Raw genomic sequence first — 17404 nt, 5'->3', positions numbered from 1 at the left:
GCTTAGGCCCCGACTTATACAGACTTAAAAGGAGATAACGCATGGCCGATTGGGAACCCAAAATCGTAGCTTTTTTATGCAACTGGTGCAGCTACGGTGCGGCGGACTTGGCCGGTGTCAGCCGGATGCAATATCCAGCTAACATCCGTGTGGTTCGCATTCCGTGCACTGGTAGAATGAGCCCGAAGTTTGCGCTGGCAGCTTTTAGAAAAGGGGCGGACGCCGTCTGGGTGTCTGGGTGACATCCGGGTGAATGTCATTACCTGGAAGGTAATTTTTATGCACGTCGGAAATTCGCCCTTTTTACAAACCTGCTGGAGCACATGGGGATTGAGCCCGGAAGAATTCATTTTTCCTGGATCTCCTCTGCGGAATCCACCAAGTTCGTTGACGTGGTCACCCGCGTCACCGAGGAAGTTCGCGCCCTAGGCCCAGCGAAACATTTCATCAAGGAAAAGGTTGAGGTAGCCTGAGATGTCAGAATATGCTGAGAAAATCAGGGGGATTGCCAAAAAACTCCTTGATGACGGCACGGTGGACATGGTCATTGGGTTCAGGAAAGGAACCATGCCTTTGATCAATGAGCCGTGTTTTGTCAAGGATGCGGCCAAGGTTGACGCACTCATCTGGGATTCCAGTTGCGGGGTGAACCTGGCCAACTACTTGCCGAAGCGCAAGGAGAAAATTGGCGTGGTGGCGAAGGGATGCGACTCCCGCAACATCGTCACGCATATTGTGGAAAACCAAATCACCAGGGAGCAACTGTACATCATAGGCGTTCCCTGCACCGGCATGGTTGACCGCCGCAAAGTCCGTCTTGCCGTGGGCAAGGAAATCCTTTCCGTTTCCGAAGCTGACGGAAAAATCACGGTAACCGGCGACGGGTACGAAGAGGTTCTGGACAAGCAGGAAATGCTCCAGGACAACTGCGCCATCTGCGTTCACAGAAATCCTGTGATCTCTGATGAAGTGATCGCCGACCCGGTGGAAGAACAAACCGATGTAGACCGTTACGCAGACGTCAAGGCGGTGGAAGCCATGGCCCCCGAGGCCCGTTGGAACCACTTCGAGCAGTTGCTTGACGGATGCATCCGTTGCTATGCCTGCCGGAATGCATGTCCTTTGTGCTACTGTCCCACCTGTTTTGTGGACGAAAGCCAGCCTCAGTGGGTCGGCAAAAGCGTCGACAAAACGGACACCCGCACATTCCACTTTTTGAGGGCCTACCACTGCGCCGGCCGCTGCACCGACTGCGGCGCCTGCGAACGAGCCTGCCCGGTGGGCATTCCCGTCCGCCAGTTCACCAAAAAACTGGAAAAGGACTGCAAGGAACTCTTTGACTGGGAAGCCGGCATGAGCCTGGACGTGCGTCCTCCGCTGGATACTTACCGTCCAGAGGACCCGGATGAGTTTATCAAATAGATTCGATAATAAGGGGCAAGCATATGCGTGTCATTAAAATTGATAAAAAAGACTGGGAATCAGGCGTAGGGAAGCTCTCCGGAGATTACAGCCTGTACGGACCGGTCAAGCAGGGGGCTTTTCATAACTTCGCGCCCTTGGAAAAGGGCCAGATGCCGGATTTGGACTACGTGAATACGCGTATGTCTCCCAAATCCGTGGTGTACCCCCAATGCGAGACCATGTTCGAGTACACCCTGGATGAAAACCAGCCCGATCATCATGTGAACAAGGAAATCCCCAAGGATTACAGCCCCCGGGCCATCCTGGGCATCAGGCCCTGCGACGTCAAGGCCATCGACCTTGTAAACATCAACTTCGACAATCCCGAATACCAGGATCCCTGGTGGGTGCAGCGCCGCGCCGCCCTTACCACCGTCGCCCTGGCCTGCAACAACCCGTGCAGCACCTGCTTTTGCACCTCCGCCGGAACCGGTCCTTTCGACGATTCCTCCGCGGACGTGCTTCTGGCTGACATGGGCGATTACTACCTGGCCAAAGTGATGACGGAGAAAGGCGAGGCCCTGGTGGGCAAAGCGGGTTTTGACCAGGACGGATCGGCCGAAGCCGGCGCCATTGACGACGCCGCCAAGGCTGCAGAAGCAAAAATCACGTCCAAGATCGAAACCGATAAGCTGGGCGACAAGGTCACCACCGAACTCTACGACGCGGATTTCTGGGAAGACGTGGCCTTTGCGTGCATCAACTGCGGCACCTGTACCTACCTCTGCCCCACATGCTGGTGCTTCGACATCCAGGATGAGGTTCAGGGAACCGACGGCTGCCGGATGCGCAACTGGGACACCTGCATGTCCGCCCTGTTCACTAAGCATGGCACCGGCCACAACCCCAGGCCCAACAAAACGGCCAGGGTGCGCCAGCGCTTTATGCACAAGCTGAAGTACTATGTGGACAAGTACGAGAACGGGATCGCCTGCGTAGGATGCGGAAGATGCGTCCAGCAGTGCCCGGTAAACATAGACATCCGCAGGGTTTGTGATCTGATGAACCGGTTTGAACCCGGCAAAGAATGCGCATAAAGGGGGATTAACACGGTGCAAAATCCATATCTGCCAATCCCGGTCCGGATAGACAAAGCGACTATCGAGACTGAGGACAGAAACCTTAAGACATTTAAATTCGTCTACGTGAATCCTGAAGACGAGGCAAAATTCCAGTACAAGGCCGGCCAGTTCGGTGAACTGTCGGTCACCGGAAAAGGCGAAATCCCCATCGGAATCGCCTCCTCTCCCACGGAAAAAGGCTACGTGATGTTCACCGTCAACAAGGTGGGACTTGTGTCCACCGCCCTTCATAACATGAAGGAAGGCGACATCATGGGCATCCGCGGTCCTTTGGGAAACTGGTATCCCTGGGAACGCATGGAAGGCAAGAACATCGTCATCATCGGCGGCGGCTTCGCCTTCACCACCCTGCGCTCCAGCATCGTCATGCTTCTGGATCCGGAAAACCGGAAAAAGTTCGGGGACATCCACGTAGTCTACGGCGCCCGGTCGCCCGGCATGCTCCTGTACCGCGACGAGCTTGCCGAATGGGAAGCCCGGGACGACATCAACATGCATATCACCGTGGACGGCACGGACGATCCCGACTGGAAGTACAACGTGGGCTTCGTCCCGTCCATCACCGAGGAAAAGGCCCCCAAGGGCGATGACGACACCTTCGCCATCGTCTGCGGACCTCCGATCATGATCAAATTCACCCAGCCTGTGCTGGACAAATTGGGCTATAAGCACGATCATATCATCATGTCCTTGGAAAACCGGATGAAATGCGGTATAGGCATGTGCGGCCGTTGCAATATCGGCAAAGAGTTTGTCTGCAAAGACGGCCCTGTATTCACCCTTGAGGAGCTTAACAGCATCCCCAAGGAGTATTAATGCCAAGGCATTTCAGGGAGGAAGTGATGTTTGAACCTTTTGACAGGAAAGTGGACCGCCGGAATTTCCTGAAGATCTCCGGCATGCTCGGCGTTGGAGTAGCCGCAACCACGGTTATGCCTGTTTCCGAAGCACTGGCCTTTGATAAAGGCCTGCATAAAGTAACGCGCACCAAAAACACCATGGGCACCCTGGTGGCCATCACGGTCATGCATCCGTCCGTCGATCAGGCGGACGCAGCCATTGAAAAGGCCTACGCTGAAATGGAAAGGGTGACCAGGCTCCTGGATCGCTTTGACTCCGCATCCCCCGTGGCCGCGCTTAACCGCGACGGCAAAATCGACGGCATGCCCGAGGAAATGGCTCAGGTGCTCACGGCTGCAAATTACTACCACAGAATCTCGGGCGGAACCTTTGACGTGACCGTCAAGCCCGTGGTGGATCTGTATCAGGAAACTTATCGCAAGACCGGCAAGGTCCCGGCGACCAAGGCTATTGAAGAAGCCGTGGCCCTGGTTGACGGCGGCATGCTGCAGCTCGACGTCCAGGACGGCAAACTGATGCAACGCCGGTCCGCCAGGCTCATGAAGCCCGGCATGGGCGTCACTCTGGACGGCATCGCCAAAGGCTATGTCATCGACGCCGGCGCCAAAGCCCTGGAGCAGGAAAACATCGCCCACGCCCTCATCAACGCGGGCGGCGATATCCGCGCCATCGGCGGGAAAGGCTCTGACCGCGCCTGGACCGTGGCCGTCCGCCACCCGGACAAAGACATCGCCTATGCGGATAAAATCCGTATGCAAAACGGCGCCGTCGCAACCTCCGGCAACTACGAAATCTATTTTGACAAGGAAAGACTGTACCATCACATCGTCAAACCCACCGACGGCATGAGCCCGCACGAGCTGGCTTCCGCCTCGGTCTGGGCCAAAGACGTGACCACAGCCGACGCCTTGTCCACTACGGTGTTTGTCATGGGCTCCCACAAGGGGACCCAGTTTATTGAAACCCTGCCCGATTGCGAAGCCCTCGTCATCAGCAGGATCAATAAAAAGACCGCCACCAAAGGCTGGAAAAGCGCTGCATAATCAATTGCGCCGCGCAAAAGGCGATTGGCCAGTCATCGCCCCGCCCGCCTGCATAGATGCAAATTAAGAAACCCCTGGATTTTAAATAATCCAGGGGTTTTTTGTATCACTTCATCTCCATCAGTTTTTTTATTTTCTCCTGCAAATTTATTTGGTTATTTTCCTAATTGCATTTTCGAATACATCAACTTTTCCATTATTGAACTTTGAATACCATAACTTTAAAACTTCTTTGGAAATTGGCACACCTTTTTCAGAACGGGTTGCAAGTATTAATGTGTCTAATATCTCTGAAACTTCATTAATCCTATTTGAGGCATAGGGTAAACACTTTTCAATTAGTCTCAATAGCCGAATTAGATTTTTACTATCAGGAGAATACTCATCAGCCTCTGTTAGTAAAAATGTTGCTTGGCCGACAAGAACCGGAAGTATTATTTCCAAATTAACCTTTCGCTTAAACCAAATTCCTTCGACCAAGCTAATCCCAATCGACCTAGCTAAAGCCCCTTTCAGAAAGTAACTCAATGTTTTTTCCAGTAATTCATCTTCATTCTTTTTAATGGATAACCGATAGTTGAAATAGAATGTTACAATAGCAGTTAACCATCCGGCTATCGCAATTGCAATCTTCCAATCCATTATAAACTCCTTTCTTTGACGACACAAAAAATGCCGACCAGTTGTCCCGGCATGCAATTCCGGGCGTAGCCTGGCCAATAAGATGGCCGAGAAGGATCATGGCGCACTACCATCAGTCTATATGACGCAGTTTCCAACACCTGGATTCAATGGGTTTTTCTGGGCAGCAAACCTATTAATAACATCAACACTTTTTACTATACGAGGGCGGCCCAGGCAAGGCGGTTTTTTGCCTGGGCCGATAGGCCAAAAGGCGCGGCCGGGACAGATGGTAGGAATTGAGGAAGGTTGGCGGGCGGAAGGCCCTGGTTAAAATCTCGTTCCCATGCTCCAGCGTGGGAATGCATATGGGAGTTGTTTAAGATCCATCAGGTTGCCATTACCGGGTTGGTGTTTGATTACCGGCGCATTGAATTATCGGAACTCCACGAGATCGCCAGGCGGACAGCCTTGATAGACTCCTTGTTTTTTGGGTTTCGACGCATGCCTCCGAAGCCTTCATCTTCAATGGTTGTGGATGCTGCGGTATGCATTCCCACGGGGACCATGGGAACGAGCGCAATGGCACTGCATAGCCTACCGTGGGAGGAGAGGCCTTAGGTAGCACTTTGCTCGATTGCCTGTCCGAACGGACTGCTTCGCTTGGGATGCGCGCAGCGCATACCCTGGCAGGCACAGGGGCCTGCAACTACATATCATAAACGGCAGCGTCTATATACAGCCCATGCGGTGTCAATATTCATTGTAGCTTTGCCCCTTGGGGCGCCTTTTTTTGAAGCGCGCAAAGCGCGTTTTTCTGCAGGGCAAGCCCTGACGCTACATTGCTCTAAGGAAAAACGCTCGTTCGCAGAAGAATTTTTGGATTCTACCTACTGGGAAGGTCGTACCTACTGTGCTCCGCGCCCAGGCAGCAAACGACGCTGCCTGGGCCACCCAAAACGATTGATGCATTTTGCTGGAATGCCTGTCGGAACGCGTTATTTCGGTTGAGATGCTAATGCCGCATCCCCTGGCAGGCACGGGGGCCTGCAACTTCAAATCATAAACCTGCATCTTCGTTGTGGCAGACACTAGCGAATAAACATTGTAGCTTCGCCCCTTGGGGCGCCTGTTTGAAGCGCGCAGGGCGCGTCTTCTGCAGGGCAAGCCCTGAATCTACACTCCGCAGGGCAAGCCCTGATTCTACATTGCATCTCGACCATGGAGGATGAAGCCATCCTACACCTCGGCAAGCCCCACTATGACGCCCATTCAGATGGGCGGCCCAGGCAAGGCGGTTTTTTGCCTGGGCCGATAGGCCAAAAGGCGCGGCCGGGACAGATGGTAGGAATTGAGGAAGGTTGGCGGGCGGAAGGCATAGGTCAAGACCTCGTTCCCATGCTCCAGCGTGGGAATGCATATGGGAGTTGCTTAGGGGCTATCAGGTTGCCATTACCGGGTTGGTGTTTGATTACCGGCGCATTGAATTATCGGAACTCCACGAGATCGCCAGGCGGACAGCCTTGATAGACTCCTTGTTTTTTGGGTTTCGACGCATGCCTCCGAAGCCTTCATCTTCAATGGTTGTGGATGCTGCGGTATGCATTCCCACGGGGACCATGGGAACGAGCGCAATGGCACTGCATAGCCTACCGTGGGAGGAGAGGCCTTAGGTAGCACTTTGCTCGATTGCCTGTCCGAACGGACTGCTTCGCTTGGGATGCGCGCAGCGCATACCCTGGCAGGCACGGGGGCCTGCAACTACACGTCATAAGAGGCAAAGTCTATATTCAGCCTACACAGCATCAAGATCCAGTGTAGATGCGCCCCCCCTGTGGGCGCCTTTTTTTGACGCGCGGTGCGCGTCATTACCCAGGGCAAGCCCTGATTCTACATTGCGTATTGAAAAGCATGGGTTAAATCTTGCCATGCACGGCCGGATACTTGGGCTATATTTGGGGCCGGACTCCATGGAAGGACGATGTGGGCGGGTACTGCTTCCTTTTGATCTTGACATCGAAACAATGTTTCGATAATTTGAAATGAACGAAACATTGTTTTTTATAGCGAGGAGCCATGCAGATATCATCCAAGTACACGGGAACCAAACTAAAGCCCTATAAAACCACCATTACCCAGCGACAGACCACCAATTACGCCGCCGCCCTGGGGGACGCCCTGCCCTGCTATCTGGACGATTCCAGGGAAGGCGGCGTCATCGCCCATCCGGTGTTTCCGGTGGCGGTCACCTGGCCTTTGTGCACCAATATGGGGGGAGACCTGGAAGCCACGGACTTCCCCAAGGAGGCGCTCCTGATGCAGGTGCATCACACCGAGCACATCCGGCTGCACAAGCCCCTGACGCCGGGCCTGGATTTAACCATATACGGCGTGGTGGCCGCCATGCTGCCTCATAGGGCGGGAACCCGAATCATCATGCGTTACGAGGCGATGGACGCAGACGGCGAGCCCGTGTTCACGGAGCATATCGGCGGCATGTTGCGGGGCGTGGAATGCCAGGACCAGGGCGCCAGCCTGGAAGGCGTTCCAAAGGACTTTGACAGCCCGAAGGAGCAGGCGCCCCTGCAGACCGGAGAAGTCTTTGCGAGCGAGGTGCTGCCGTACATCTACGACGGGTGCAGCGATATTGTCTTTCCCATCCACACTTCGCCTGCATTTGCAGCCAGCGTGGGCCTACCCGGGATTATCGTCCAGGGCACGGCGACCCTGGCGTTGTCCATCAGCAAATTGCTGGAGATGGACGCGCAAGCTGCGCCGGAGAACATCCTGGAGATCGGCTGCAGATTTTCCGGAATGGTGCTTCCCGGCTCTACGATAACAGTGCGGCTCCTGGACAAAAAGGCCGCTGAAAATGGAATGAACTATTATTTTGACGTCCTGGGGGAGGCCGGAAAGCCGGTGCTTCGCAAAGGGTTGATGGTTTGCAAAAACCAATGACAAAGGGGGATTAGCCATGAGCGAAAATTTTATCCGCTTGCCGCTTCTTAATGACTATGTGGATCACTGGGCCGAAAAAAAGCCTGAAGCCGAGGTGATGATCCAGCACGAGACGGGCCGAAAAGTAACTTACGCCCAATTCAAGGAGATGTCCGACGCTCTGGCCCTGCAATTGCTGGCCATGGGCGTCCAGGCCGGAGACCGGGTGGCCACCATGATGCTTTTAAGCCCGGAGCATATGGCCCTTATGTACGCCTGCTCCCGCATCGGCGCTATCTGCGCGCCCTTGGACGTGCGTCTGCAGGATCAGGAGGTGGTGCGGGATTTAAGCAAAATCGATCCCTGCATATTGTTCATCCTGGGCAAAACCCCGTTGCGGGATTTCACCACGGCCGCCAAAGCCGCCCTTGACAATTGCCCTTCCATCAAGCATCTGGTGCAGGCCCCGCTCGGCTTTGGGGACGACGAGATTATGGAAGGCGCCAAAAGCCTGCCCCTGTTGTTGGACCCCGAAGCCGTCGCCTCTTTGGTGGAGGCGAACAAGCAAACCCAAGCCCTGGAAAAAGCCTGGCGGGCGGTCACTCCATTAACGCCGACGCTCATCATCTTCACCACAGGCACTACGGGAGCGCCCAAGCCGGCCCTGCTCACCCATGAATGCATCATCGTGCAGAACGAGGTGCTGGCCCGGGGAGTGAATTGCAACTTGGACGACGACAACCGCATTTTGATCAACCTGCCTCCCAGCCACGTGGCCTGCGTGACGGAGTGCTTCATGACCATTTTTGCTTTGGGCGGCTGCGCGGTCTGCCTCATGATTTTCGATCCCAAGACCACCCTGGACGCGGTCCAGGCGCATAAGGTGAATTTCTTGGGGATGATACCCACACAGTTTCGTATGCTTTGGGCGGTTCCCGGATACGACGATTACGACCTGTCCAGCCTGAAACGGGTTGTGTACGCGGGCGCTGCTGCGGACCTGCCTTTTTTGCAAAGGCTTTCCAAAATGGCCCCGGAATTTTACACGGGCATCGGCATGACGGAAAACGCCGGGTTCGCCACCATGACGCCCAAGGGCATATCCCCCGAGGAAATGGTGGGCCAAGTCGGGCAGGCCTTTGCGGATCTGGCTGAGGTGAGCATCCGCAAGCCCATGAACGTAGACGGGACGGCCGGCGAGGCGCTTCCCGACGGCGAAATGGGCGAGATCTGCTATCATCCGCCCATTGTTTTTGCGGGATATTTCAACATGCCGGAAGAAACCGCCAAGACGGTCTCCAAGGAAGGCATTTTGTACACCGGCGACCTGGGCTTTTTCCAGGACAAGGGCTCTTACCGGGCTTTGCGCCTGGCAGGAAGGAAAAAGTTCATCGTCAAGCAAAAGGGGTACAACGTGTTCCCGGATGAGGTGGAGGACCACATCGCCCGGTTGGAAAAAGTGGCTGTGGCGCAGGTTGTGGGCGCGCCCCACGAAATGTTTGACGAAGGACTGCTGGCCTTTGTGCAGCCCAAGCCGGGGAAGGATCTTGTTGCGGAAGAGGTCATGGAGCATTGCAAGGGAATCGCCTCGTATAAACGGCCCCAGCACGTGGTCATCTGGCCCGGGGACGAGCCCTTTCCCATCACCCGCACCGCTAAAGTAGACAAAATGGCCTTGAAGGCCAACGCCTTGGAAGTGATCGAAAGCCTTCGCGCCCAAGGCGGCTGGGATAAGGCCTGATTTCTTAAATTACAGTTGGTTGAAGCCCGGCGGAAATTCCGCCGGGCCTTTTTTTATTGCAGGCTTTGCAGCACAAAAAGGGCTTCCGCAAGAGAGACGGCGCCGTCCCCGTCAACGTCCGCATAGCGCTCTTTGGCGGCATAGGGTTTATCCACAAGATCCTGGACGGCGAGGATGGCGTCCTCCATGGAAAGCATGCCGTCTGCGTTGACGTCCCCGGATTTTCTGGCTGCGGACGTTTCCCCCAGATCCATCCTGCCGTTATGGTTGGCGTCCTCGGCGCCGTCGTTTACGCCGTCTCCATCGGAATCCTGAACCAAGGGATTGGTAGAGGTCTCCGGGTCCAAATCCGGCTGAAAAAACGACAAATTCGTGGAGACGCCTACATCGTCCAGGGTGAGCCCCAGTTCCGTACCGTCCTGAACGCCGTCATTATCCGAATCCGGATCATTGGGGTCTGTCTCGCCCGGATCAATCTCTCCGTCCATGTCTTTGTCCTCGTCCTTATCAAAAAGGCCGTCATTGTCGGAATCTGCAAAAACAAAGGTTGCCGTAATGGTTTTTTCCAAGCCAATGGAAGGAATGTAGCAGGACGCCTGGTTTGATCCGTCTCCGCGTAATACGCCGTTCTGCGCCTGGCCTTTGTCCCAGAATGCGACGCAATAGGGGTTGGCTGAAGCCGTTGCAGTGACAACGCCTGAGGGAAACACGGCGGCGGCGGAGTTAGCGTCCGGATAGAAAAAAGATATTCCGGCGGGATCGGTGGAAAGACTTCCCGAGCCGGCGCCGGCCGCTTTGATAATAAGCTGGTTTCCGAATTCATAGGCGCCCATGTCCGCGCCGCTCCCCAGGGTGCGGGCGAAACCCTGGCCGCGCTGGTCATAAGCCAGGGACAGTTCATTGGAACCGGCGTCAATGGCCGGGCTGGAGGATAGCAGGGCGTGAGTCAGGGTGGGGCCGCCGTTGTCGGCCAGGGCGGCCAGTTCCGGCGCATGGCCCACAATGTTTCCGTTCACGCCGTCCGTGACCGTGTACGTATCCACGCTTTCCACCAGAGAATGGGAAAGCGTAACCGGATATGTCTGGATATCGCCTGTCACCCAATGGATGTCTACGCCCTCGTTGCCGGCGATAATCGTGCTGGTGATGGCGCAGGAGGAACTGAGGTTGGATATGGCGCCTACGCCCTGGCCTCCCGCGGTTATGGTCGAGTTATAAATCCGGATTTCGCTGAAATGGTTTCGCATTGCGCTGGCGAAAACATTATTGGTGTTGCTGTTGCCGGACAACGTGGAATTGATGATTTTGGTTGTGGAGGTATAGCTTCTGACCGCCCCGCCTCCGCCGCCGCTCTGATTGCCCTGCAGCAGGGAATTGGTCAATATCAGGTTGGCGCTGCCCGCATATACGCCCCCGCCTCCGTTCGCCGTGTTGCCGGTGAACGTGCATTGGTTGATGGTGTAGGTGCATTGGTTGGACAACGCCATACCCCCGCCGTTGGAGGAGCCCAGGGCGTGGTTATTGGAAAACAGGGAGTTGGAGACGGCGCCAATGCCGTAATAGACATGCAGTCCCCCGCCGTCCAAGGTGGACTGGTTGCCGGAAAAGGTGCAGTCCTCCACGGTAAGGTGCTCCATGCAATACACCCCGGCGCCGTAATCGGCGCTGCCGTTGATGATCCTCAAGCCCTTCAGGCTGACGCTGATAAAATGGGTTTCCGTGCTGTAGGAGATGTAAAGCACTCTGGAGGCGTTGTTCCCGTCCAGGGTTACTCGCCCGTCTCCGTCAATGGTCAAGGCTTTGTCAATGGACAACTGGCCGCTGCTTAATAGAATAACGCCGGTTTGGGCGTCCGGGAAGGCGGCGGCGTCAAAATTGATTGCATCGCCGGAGGCGGCGTCGGCAATGGCCTGCCGAAGGGATCCGGCCCCTGAGTCGCTGGCGTTAGTTACCGTGATTGTGGCGGCATGACCATTTAAGGCGCAAAGGAAAAGGATGCCTGGCAGCAAAATGATGAAAGAAAGTCGTCCAAACCGGTTCATGTAATCTCCTGTCCAAGGGTGATAATGAAGTTTATAAAACAGCATGCGAAATTTAGGCCAAAAGATTTTTTTTGAGGAAAGGGAGGGAAACAGGTCAGTCAGGATGTTCGCGACCGGGGCTTGTGGGATAGTGTTTCCTGAAAATGGTGCGGCGACCGGGGCAAGGGGACATGGATTCGCCCCGGCCGCCTTGCAGGAGAAAGCGGCCCTATCCAACCGCCTTCGCCTGATGGAACGCTATTTGCCTATTAATGAAACTGCCTTCTGAATCGCCATGCGCCCACGGACAGCATAATTCCGCCGATCAGGGCGATCATTCCCACGGAATCCCATAGAATTTCCATGCCCGCTCCCTTAAGCAAAATGCCGAAGCCCGTATCAATGTAGTGATGCAGAGGCGAAACCACCATGGCGAACCGCAGCCATCCCGGCATGGCTTCCGGAGGCGTCCACGCGCCGGATAGAAAAAGCATGGGCGCCAGCACCAGAATGGTCAGCAGGCCCACCTGGGCCAGGTTTCTTGCCAAGGTGGAAATAAAGAGAGATAGCCCCGAGGTTGTGAATACGTATAGGGCGGTAACCCCGAAGAACAACGGCAGGCTGCCCCTGATGGGCGTGTGGAATATGGGCCGTATTACGCAAAACAGGCTGACGGCGGTCCCCAGCAAAATCACAAAGGTCATGGACAGGATTTTAGGAAGCATGATCTGCCACGTGGATAGGGGGCTTACCAGCAGTTGCTCCACGGTGCCCCGCTCCTTTTCCCGGACCATGGCCGTGGCCGGCAGCATGACCGCGAAAACCGTGATGATGGTCAGCAACTCCGTGATGGACATAAACCACGAATCCCGCTGATTGGGGTTGAACCAGACTCTGTGGGCGTCCCTGATGGAAGGCGTTCCGCCGGAGGCCGCCCCGGCCTTTGCCAGCCTTTCCTGGGCCTTTTCCAGGCTGAACTGAAACACGATGTGCGAGGCGTGACTGGCTGCAAGCGTCCCAAGCACCGAGTTGGTGGCATCCACCTGCATGAGGGTTGTCGCTTGCCGCCCCTTATGGATATTTTCCGAAAAACCCGGTCCAAAATCCAGGGTGGCCATGGCTTCGCCCTTGTCCATCATGGTTTGAATCTCATGGGCGTTGTCCACCCCGCCCTTCAGCCTGAAAGCAGGCGGCTGAAACCGCTGCATCAACTCCCGGGATTCCACTTTATGATCCAGGTCGCGCACCCATAGGCTGGCGTTCTTCAAATCCAGGGAAATGCTGCCCCCGGCCAGGATGATATCCATGGAGAAGGCATAGATCAAAAAAAACACAAGGAGTTTATCACGCAAAAGCTGAACAAGCTCTTTCCGGATCATCGCCGCATGCCTCTGCAGCCAGATAAAAGCTGCGCTGGTTTCCTTTTTCATCGACTCGGCCTCTTGCTGAACATGACGTAGCCTATGGAAAAAAGGCCTATTGCGTATATTCCCAATATGGCGATGCGGGACCACAAAATGCTCCACCCCACTCCTTTTAAGAAGCAACCCAGGACCACCTCGGTGTAATAGGTCGCCGGGAGGGTGGACGCCGCGAACTGGGCCGCATCCCCCATGGAAGATACGGGAATGATTACGCCGGAATACAAGACGGATGGCGCAATGGTCAGAATGGCGGTCATGACCATGGCCGCCGTCTGGGTGCGCACCAATACGGAAATGATCAGTCCTATGCCGGTTGTGCACACCACGTACAATATGGACGCCAGGGAAAAGAATACAACATTGCCCTTGAACGGTGCGCCGAAAAGCCGCACTGCAAAAAGCCAGAGGATGAGCATGTTCAGGACTGAAATGACTGCGTAGGGAGTCAGCTTGCCCAACAAAAACTCCGGTCTGGTTACGGTGGAGGCGTAGATATTGTAAATGGAGCCGGTTTCCTTTTCCCGCACAATGCCCAAGGCGGTCAAAAACGGCGGCGTAATCATTAGAATGACCATCATGATTTTAGGCGCCATGGACCAGATGCTCTGGCAGCTTTGATTGTAGAGATAACGCACGGCCAGTTTGACCGGCTGAACCGCCTCCCTGGCCGCTTCCTGCGTCATGCCCGCCTTTTTTGCCAGGACCTTGGCCAGCAGCTCCATGTTGGCCTCTCCGTTGATCGCCGCCACATATCCTTTGGACGTCTGGGCGCGGAAAGGAAAGGTGCCGTCAATGATGGTCTGCACCTCGGCGGTCCTGCCGGCAATAATGTTTTCCTGAAACTTGTCCGGGATGATGAGTATGAGCCGCAGCTTATTGTCCAGCAGCAAGGGCTCCGCCTGCTTTAGGCTCGGAGTCATGCCTTTAAAGTCAAAATAACGCGAACCCATAAACCGATAGGCGTAGTCCCGGCTTAAGGGCGTGTTATCCTGGTCAAGCACCGCCATGGGGATGTCCTCCACGTCCATGGACAGGCCGTAGCCGAACAAAAGCATAAAGCTGGCGGGCACGACAAAGGCCAGGATGAAAAATAGCCTGTCGCGGACAATCTCCCGCCATTCCTTGAGCATGACCGCCGCTATGCGCTGGATGTTCATGCCGCCTCCCTGCTAGCCTTTTCCAGGGACAACACCTGGCAGACAAATACGTCTTCCATGCCCAGGGGCATGGGCTGGATGGAATAAAGCAGCACCCCGTTTGCAGCGGTAAGGGACCGGATGGCCTTCTCCGCAGCAACCGGGTCCTTGGCCAGCAGGTGCACCTTTTTTCCAAACAGACCCACGCCGTCGAATCCATAATCCTCCAGCAGCCCCAAGGTGCGTAAAGGCTGGTCCGTGTGGACTTCCAGCATTTCGCCCGCACGCGCTTGCGTGTCCTTTTTCAACTGCTCGGGCGAGTCGTCCGCCACCACCCGGCCTGCGTGCATAATCACCACATGATCGCAGTTTTCCACCTCACTCATGTAATGGGTAGTGATGAGAATGGTCACCCCGTCGACGCGCGCCAGCTTATGCAGGATTTCCCAAAAACGCTTTCGTCCCAGGGGGTCGACGCCGCTGGTAGGTTCGTCCAAAAACAGAATCGTGGGCCTGTGCACCAATGCGCAGCCCAGGGCCAGGCGCTGCCTCAATCCCATGGGCAGGTCCCCTGCCTGCTTATCCATATAAGCGCCCAGGCCCATCATGGCGGCCAACTCGTTGGCCCGGCGCCGGGCTTTTAAGGGTCGCAGGCCGTATATGGCGCCGTACAAGCGGAGATTTTCCCGGACGGAAAGCTCCTGGTACAAGCTGAAGGCCTGGGACACATAGCCGATATTCTGCTTAATATAGCGTGCGGCCCGTTTCATATCCCCGCCTGCAACTTTGCCGTGGCCCTCCGTGGGCGGCATGATGCCTGTGAGCATTTTGATGACCGTGGTCTTGCCCGCCCCGTTGGCGCCAACCAGTCCGAAAATCTCTCCCTTTTTTACGGAAAAGCTCACGTGATCCACAGCCGTAAAATCGCCGAATTTCCTGACCAGATTCGAGGCCTGGATTACGTTGATCGGCCCTCCGGGAGGATAAACGGCCCGCGGCTCGTTCTCTTCCGCTTCCGCAAATGCTTTAAGGCCCAGGCCGTCCTGGTCGCTCAGCAAATGAATGGAGGCCTCCTCCAGGTTGGGCTTCTGCAAATATGCTTCAAAAACCGGCGCGCCCTCAAGGACCTGGGCCACATGGTCTATGGCTTCCTGGTTTTGGTTTGGACTGTAGGCCCTGATCCACTCCCCCGAGGCCTGGGCCATAAACGGAGGCCCCGCCAGTTTGGACAACGCAGCCTGCTGGTCGGGAGTCTTGAATATCACCATGGCGCCGCCAGCCTTGCCGGTGATGCTTTCCATATCCCCCCTGGCAAGAATCTTTCCCTGATGAAACAGGCTAAGATGATGAAACCGGGACGCCTCGTCCATATACGCGGTGGAAACGATGGCTGTAATGCCTTTTTCCCTAAGCAGGCTGGAAAGAATCTTCCAGAAATCCCGGCGCGAAACAGGATCCACCCCAGTAGTCGGCTCGTCCAGAATGATCAGGTCCGGCTCGTGGATCAGGGTGCAGACAAGGCCCAGCTTTTGCTTCATGCCGCCGGACAGTTTTTTCATGGGCCGGGATCGAAAGGGCTCCAGGCGCGTCATGGCGAGAAGCTGGCTTTTCGTCTGTTTCAGCTTTTGCCTGGGGACCAGCCTCAAGCGAGCAAAAAAATCGATGTTTTCCTCAATGGAAAGGTCCGGATACAGGTTCAAGCCCAATCCCTGGGGCATGAATCCGCAACGCTGCTTGATGGACTCCGCAGCGCTTTCCGAAACCAGCTTTTGGCCGAAAACGGTCACGCTGCCTGATTCAAAAGACAGCACCCCGGCGACGGCTTTCATGATCGAGCTTTTGCCCGAGCCGTCCGGGCCTATGAGGCCGTATATCTCTCCGGGCATGACGGAAAAACTCACGCCGTCCACCGCCCTGGTTCGGCCGTAGGACTTTCGGAAGTCCACAACTTCAACGATAGGGCGGGTCACCACACCGGTTTTGCCCATGGGATCTCCTTTTTCCAGCGGATGACCACGTCCGACGGCAAGCCCGGCGTGAACCTGCGGCCGGGATTGTCGTCCAGCGAGACCTTGACCTCATAGACCAGCTTGACTCGCTCGTCCGGGGTCTGCACCTCCTTGGGCGTGAACTGCGCTTGAGAGGCGATGTACGTCACCCTGGCGGGCAGGGGCTGGTCCGGAAAAGCGTCCGTGTATATCATGGCTTCCTGGCCCAGGCTGACCTTGCCGATTTCCTTTTCAGGGATGTAGGCCTTCAAGTAGAGCTGATCCAAATCCACCAGGCCGAAAAGCGGAGATCCGGCCGAAACCACCTCTCCCGTGTTGGCGGTTTTTTCCATGACCACCCCTTTGCAGGGCGCCCGGATGGTCAGATCGTTCATCACGCTTTCCGCCTCGGACACCACGGCCTGAGCCTGCTGACACACCGCCTTGTGGGCTTTCACCTCCTCTTCCTTGGCTTTGATTTTTTCAAAGCCCAGAATCGCCTGGGCCAGTTGCTTGCGGGCGACAACCACGCCGATTTTCGCCGAAAAAAAATCCTGCTTGGCGACCGACAGGCCCAGCTCCGCTTTTTCCAGTTCGTGCCTGGATACGGTTTCCCGCTCAGCCAGTTCCCGAAATCTTTCCGCGTCCTTTTCAGCCTGCTCCATCACCGCTTTGGCTTTGCCCATAACCGCTTCCGCATGTTCGACGCCCGCTTTCGCCGCTTCCACCCCAATGGGAATCTCCGCGTCCATGGCCGCCAATATCGCTTCATGAGCGCGCACCTGGGCGCATCCCGCCTCATAGGCTTCCCTTGCCTGCGCCACCTTGGCCTGGACCTGTGCGTCGTCCATATGGACCATGACCTGGCCGGCTTCCACCCAATCCCCCTCTTTGACTGTCGTCTCCAGGATCCTGCCTGCAAACTTTCCCGCCGCGGTTATCCTGTCTCCCTCTATTCGCCCGTTTGCCTGGACCAAACCCTCAGGCAGGGTTTCCCGCCCTGATAAACGAACGAAATACACTGCTGCAACGACAATCAACGCTGCTGCTATGAATCCCAAAACGGCTTTCACCATATTGCCCATT

Annotated in this window: 13 protein-coding genes; 7 read left to right on the top strand and 6 right to left on the bottom strand. The window is 55.8% G+C overall.

What is annotated here, in order from left to right:
* Positions 1-41 precede the first annotated feature (41 nt).
* The 5 genes from G491_RS32870 to G491_RS0127370 are packed head-to-tail and all read left to right on the top strand — an operon-like array spanning position 42 to position 4450.
* Positions 42-473, top strand: coding sequence for a hydrogenase iron-sulfur subunit (locus G491_RS32870; protein ID WP_015949771.1), 432 nt, complete (start codon positions 42-44; stop codon positions 471-473).
* Position 474: 1 nt separating this feature from the next.
* Positions 475-1422, top strand: a complete 948-nt coding sequence (locus G491_RS0127385) for a 4Fe-4S dicluster domain-containing protein (protein WP_015949770.1) — start codon at positions 475-477, stop codon at positions 1420-1422.
* 23 nt (positions 1423-1445) lie between these two features.
* Positions 1446-2501, top strand: a complete 1056-nt coding sequence (locus G491_RS0127380) for a 4Fe-4S dicluster domain-containing protein (protein WP_028316807.1) — start codon at positions 1446-1448, stop codon at positions 2499-2501.
* 15 nt (positions 2502-2516) lie between these two features.
* A complete protein-coding gene (locus tag G491_RS0127375) occupies positions 2517-3362 on the top strand; it encodes an FAD/NAD(P)-binding protein (protein ID WP_015949768.1) in 846 nt (281 codons plus the stop codon).
* Positions 3362-4450 (top strand): FAD:protein FMN transferase, encoded by a 1089-nt coding sequence (locus G491_RS0127370; protein WP_051327561.1) that lies wholly within the window; start codon positions 3362-3364, stop codon positions 4448-4450. The genes G491_RS0127375 and G491_RS0127370 overlap by 1 nt, the downstream gene beginning before the upstream one ends.
* A 147-nt stretch (positions 4451-4597) precedes the next feature.
* Here the strand turns inward: G491_RS0127370 and G491_RS0127365 are convergent, their stop codons facing one another.
* Positions 4598-5092: a hypothetical protein gene (locus tag G491_RS0127365; RefSeq protein ID WP_028316805.1), complete on the bottom strand. Its 495-nt coding sequence runs from the start codon at positions 5090-5092 to the stop codon at positions 4598-4600.
* A 2055-nt stretch (positions 5093-7147) separates the two neighbouring features.
* On the opposite strand from G491_RS0127365, the gene G491_RS0127360 reads away from it, so the two are divergent.
* Both G491_RS0127360 and G491_RS0127355 read left to right on the top strand, forming a co-directional pair.
* Positions 7148-8029, top strand: coding sequence for a MaoC family dehydratase (locus G491_RS0127360; protein WP_028316804.1), 882 nt, complete (start codon positions 7148-7150; stop codon positions 8027-8029).
* A 16-nt stretch (positions 8030-8045) separates the two neighbouring features.
* Complete coding sequence (locus G491_RS0127355; protein WP_028316803.1) at positions 8046-9749, top strand: class I adenylate-forming enzyme family protein; 1704 nt, start codon at positions 8046-8048, stop codon at positions 9747-9749.
* Positions 9750-9802: 53 nt separating this feature from the next.
* Here the strand turns inward: G491_RS0127355 and G491_RS0127350 are convergent, their stop codons facing one another.
* The 5 genes from G491_RS0127350 to G491_RS0127325 form a co-directional block, all read right to left on the bottom strand.
* Entirely contained in the window at positions 9803-11791 is a 1989-nt protein-coding gene (locus G491_RS0127350; protein WP_028316802.1) for a choice-of-anchor Q domain-containing protein, read from the bottom strand.
* A 248-nt stretch (positions 11792-12039) separates the two neighbouring features.
* The gene (locus G491_RS0127340) at positions 12040-13200 is read right to left on the bottom strand and encodes an ABC transporter permease (RefSeq protein ID WP_028316800.1); all 1161 of its coding nucleotides are present in this window, start codon (positions 13198-13200) and stop codon (positions 12040-12042) included.
* The gene (locus G491_RS0127335; protein ID WP_028316799.1) at positions 13197-14351 is read right to left on the bottom strand and encodes an ABC transporter permease; all 1155 of its coding nucleotides are present in this window, start codon (positions 14349-14351) and stop codon (positions 13197-13199) included. Before G491_RS0127335 ends, G491_RS0127340 begins: the two co-directional genes overlap by 4 nt.
* Complete coding sequence (locus tag G491_RS0127330; RefSeq protein WP_028316798.1) at positions 14348-16318, bottom strand: ATP-binding cassette domain-containing protein; 1971 nt, start codon at positions 16316-16318, stop codon at positions 14348-14350. The genes G491_RS0127335 and G491_RS0127330 overlap by 4 nt, the downstream gene beginning before the upstream one ends.
* Positions 16297-17403, bottom strand: coding sequence for an HlyD family secretion protein (locus G491_RS0127325; protein ID WP_028316797.1), 1107 nt, complete (start codon positions 17401-17403; stop codon positions 16297-16299). The genes G491_RS0127330 and G491_RS0127325 overlap by 22 nt, the downstream gene beginning before the upstream one ends.
* Position 17404 lies beyond the last annotated feature (1 nt).

It is taken from the genome of Desulfatibacillum aliphaticivorans DSM 15576, assembly GCF_000429905.1.
GTDB lineage: Bacteria > Desulfobacterota > Desulfobacteria > Desulfobacterales > Desulfatibacillaceae > Desulfatibacillum > Desulfatibacillum aliphaticivorans.
The sequence above is the reverse complement of the archived record's forward strand: the minus strand, read 5'-3'. Positions and strand labels throughout refer to the sequence as shown.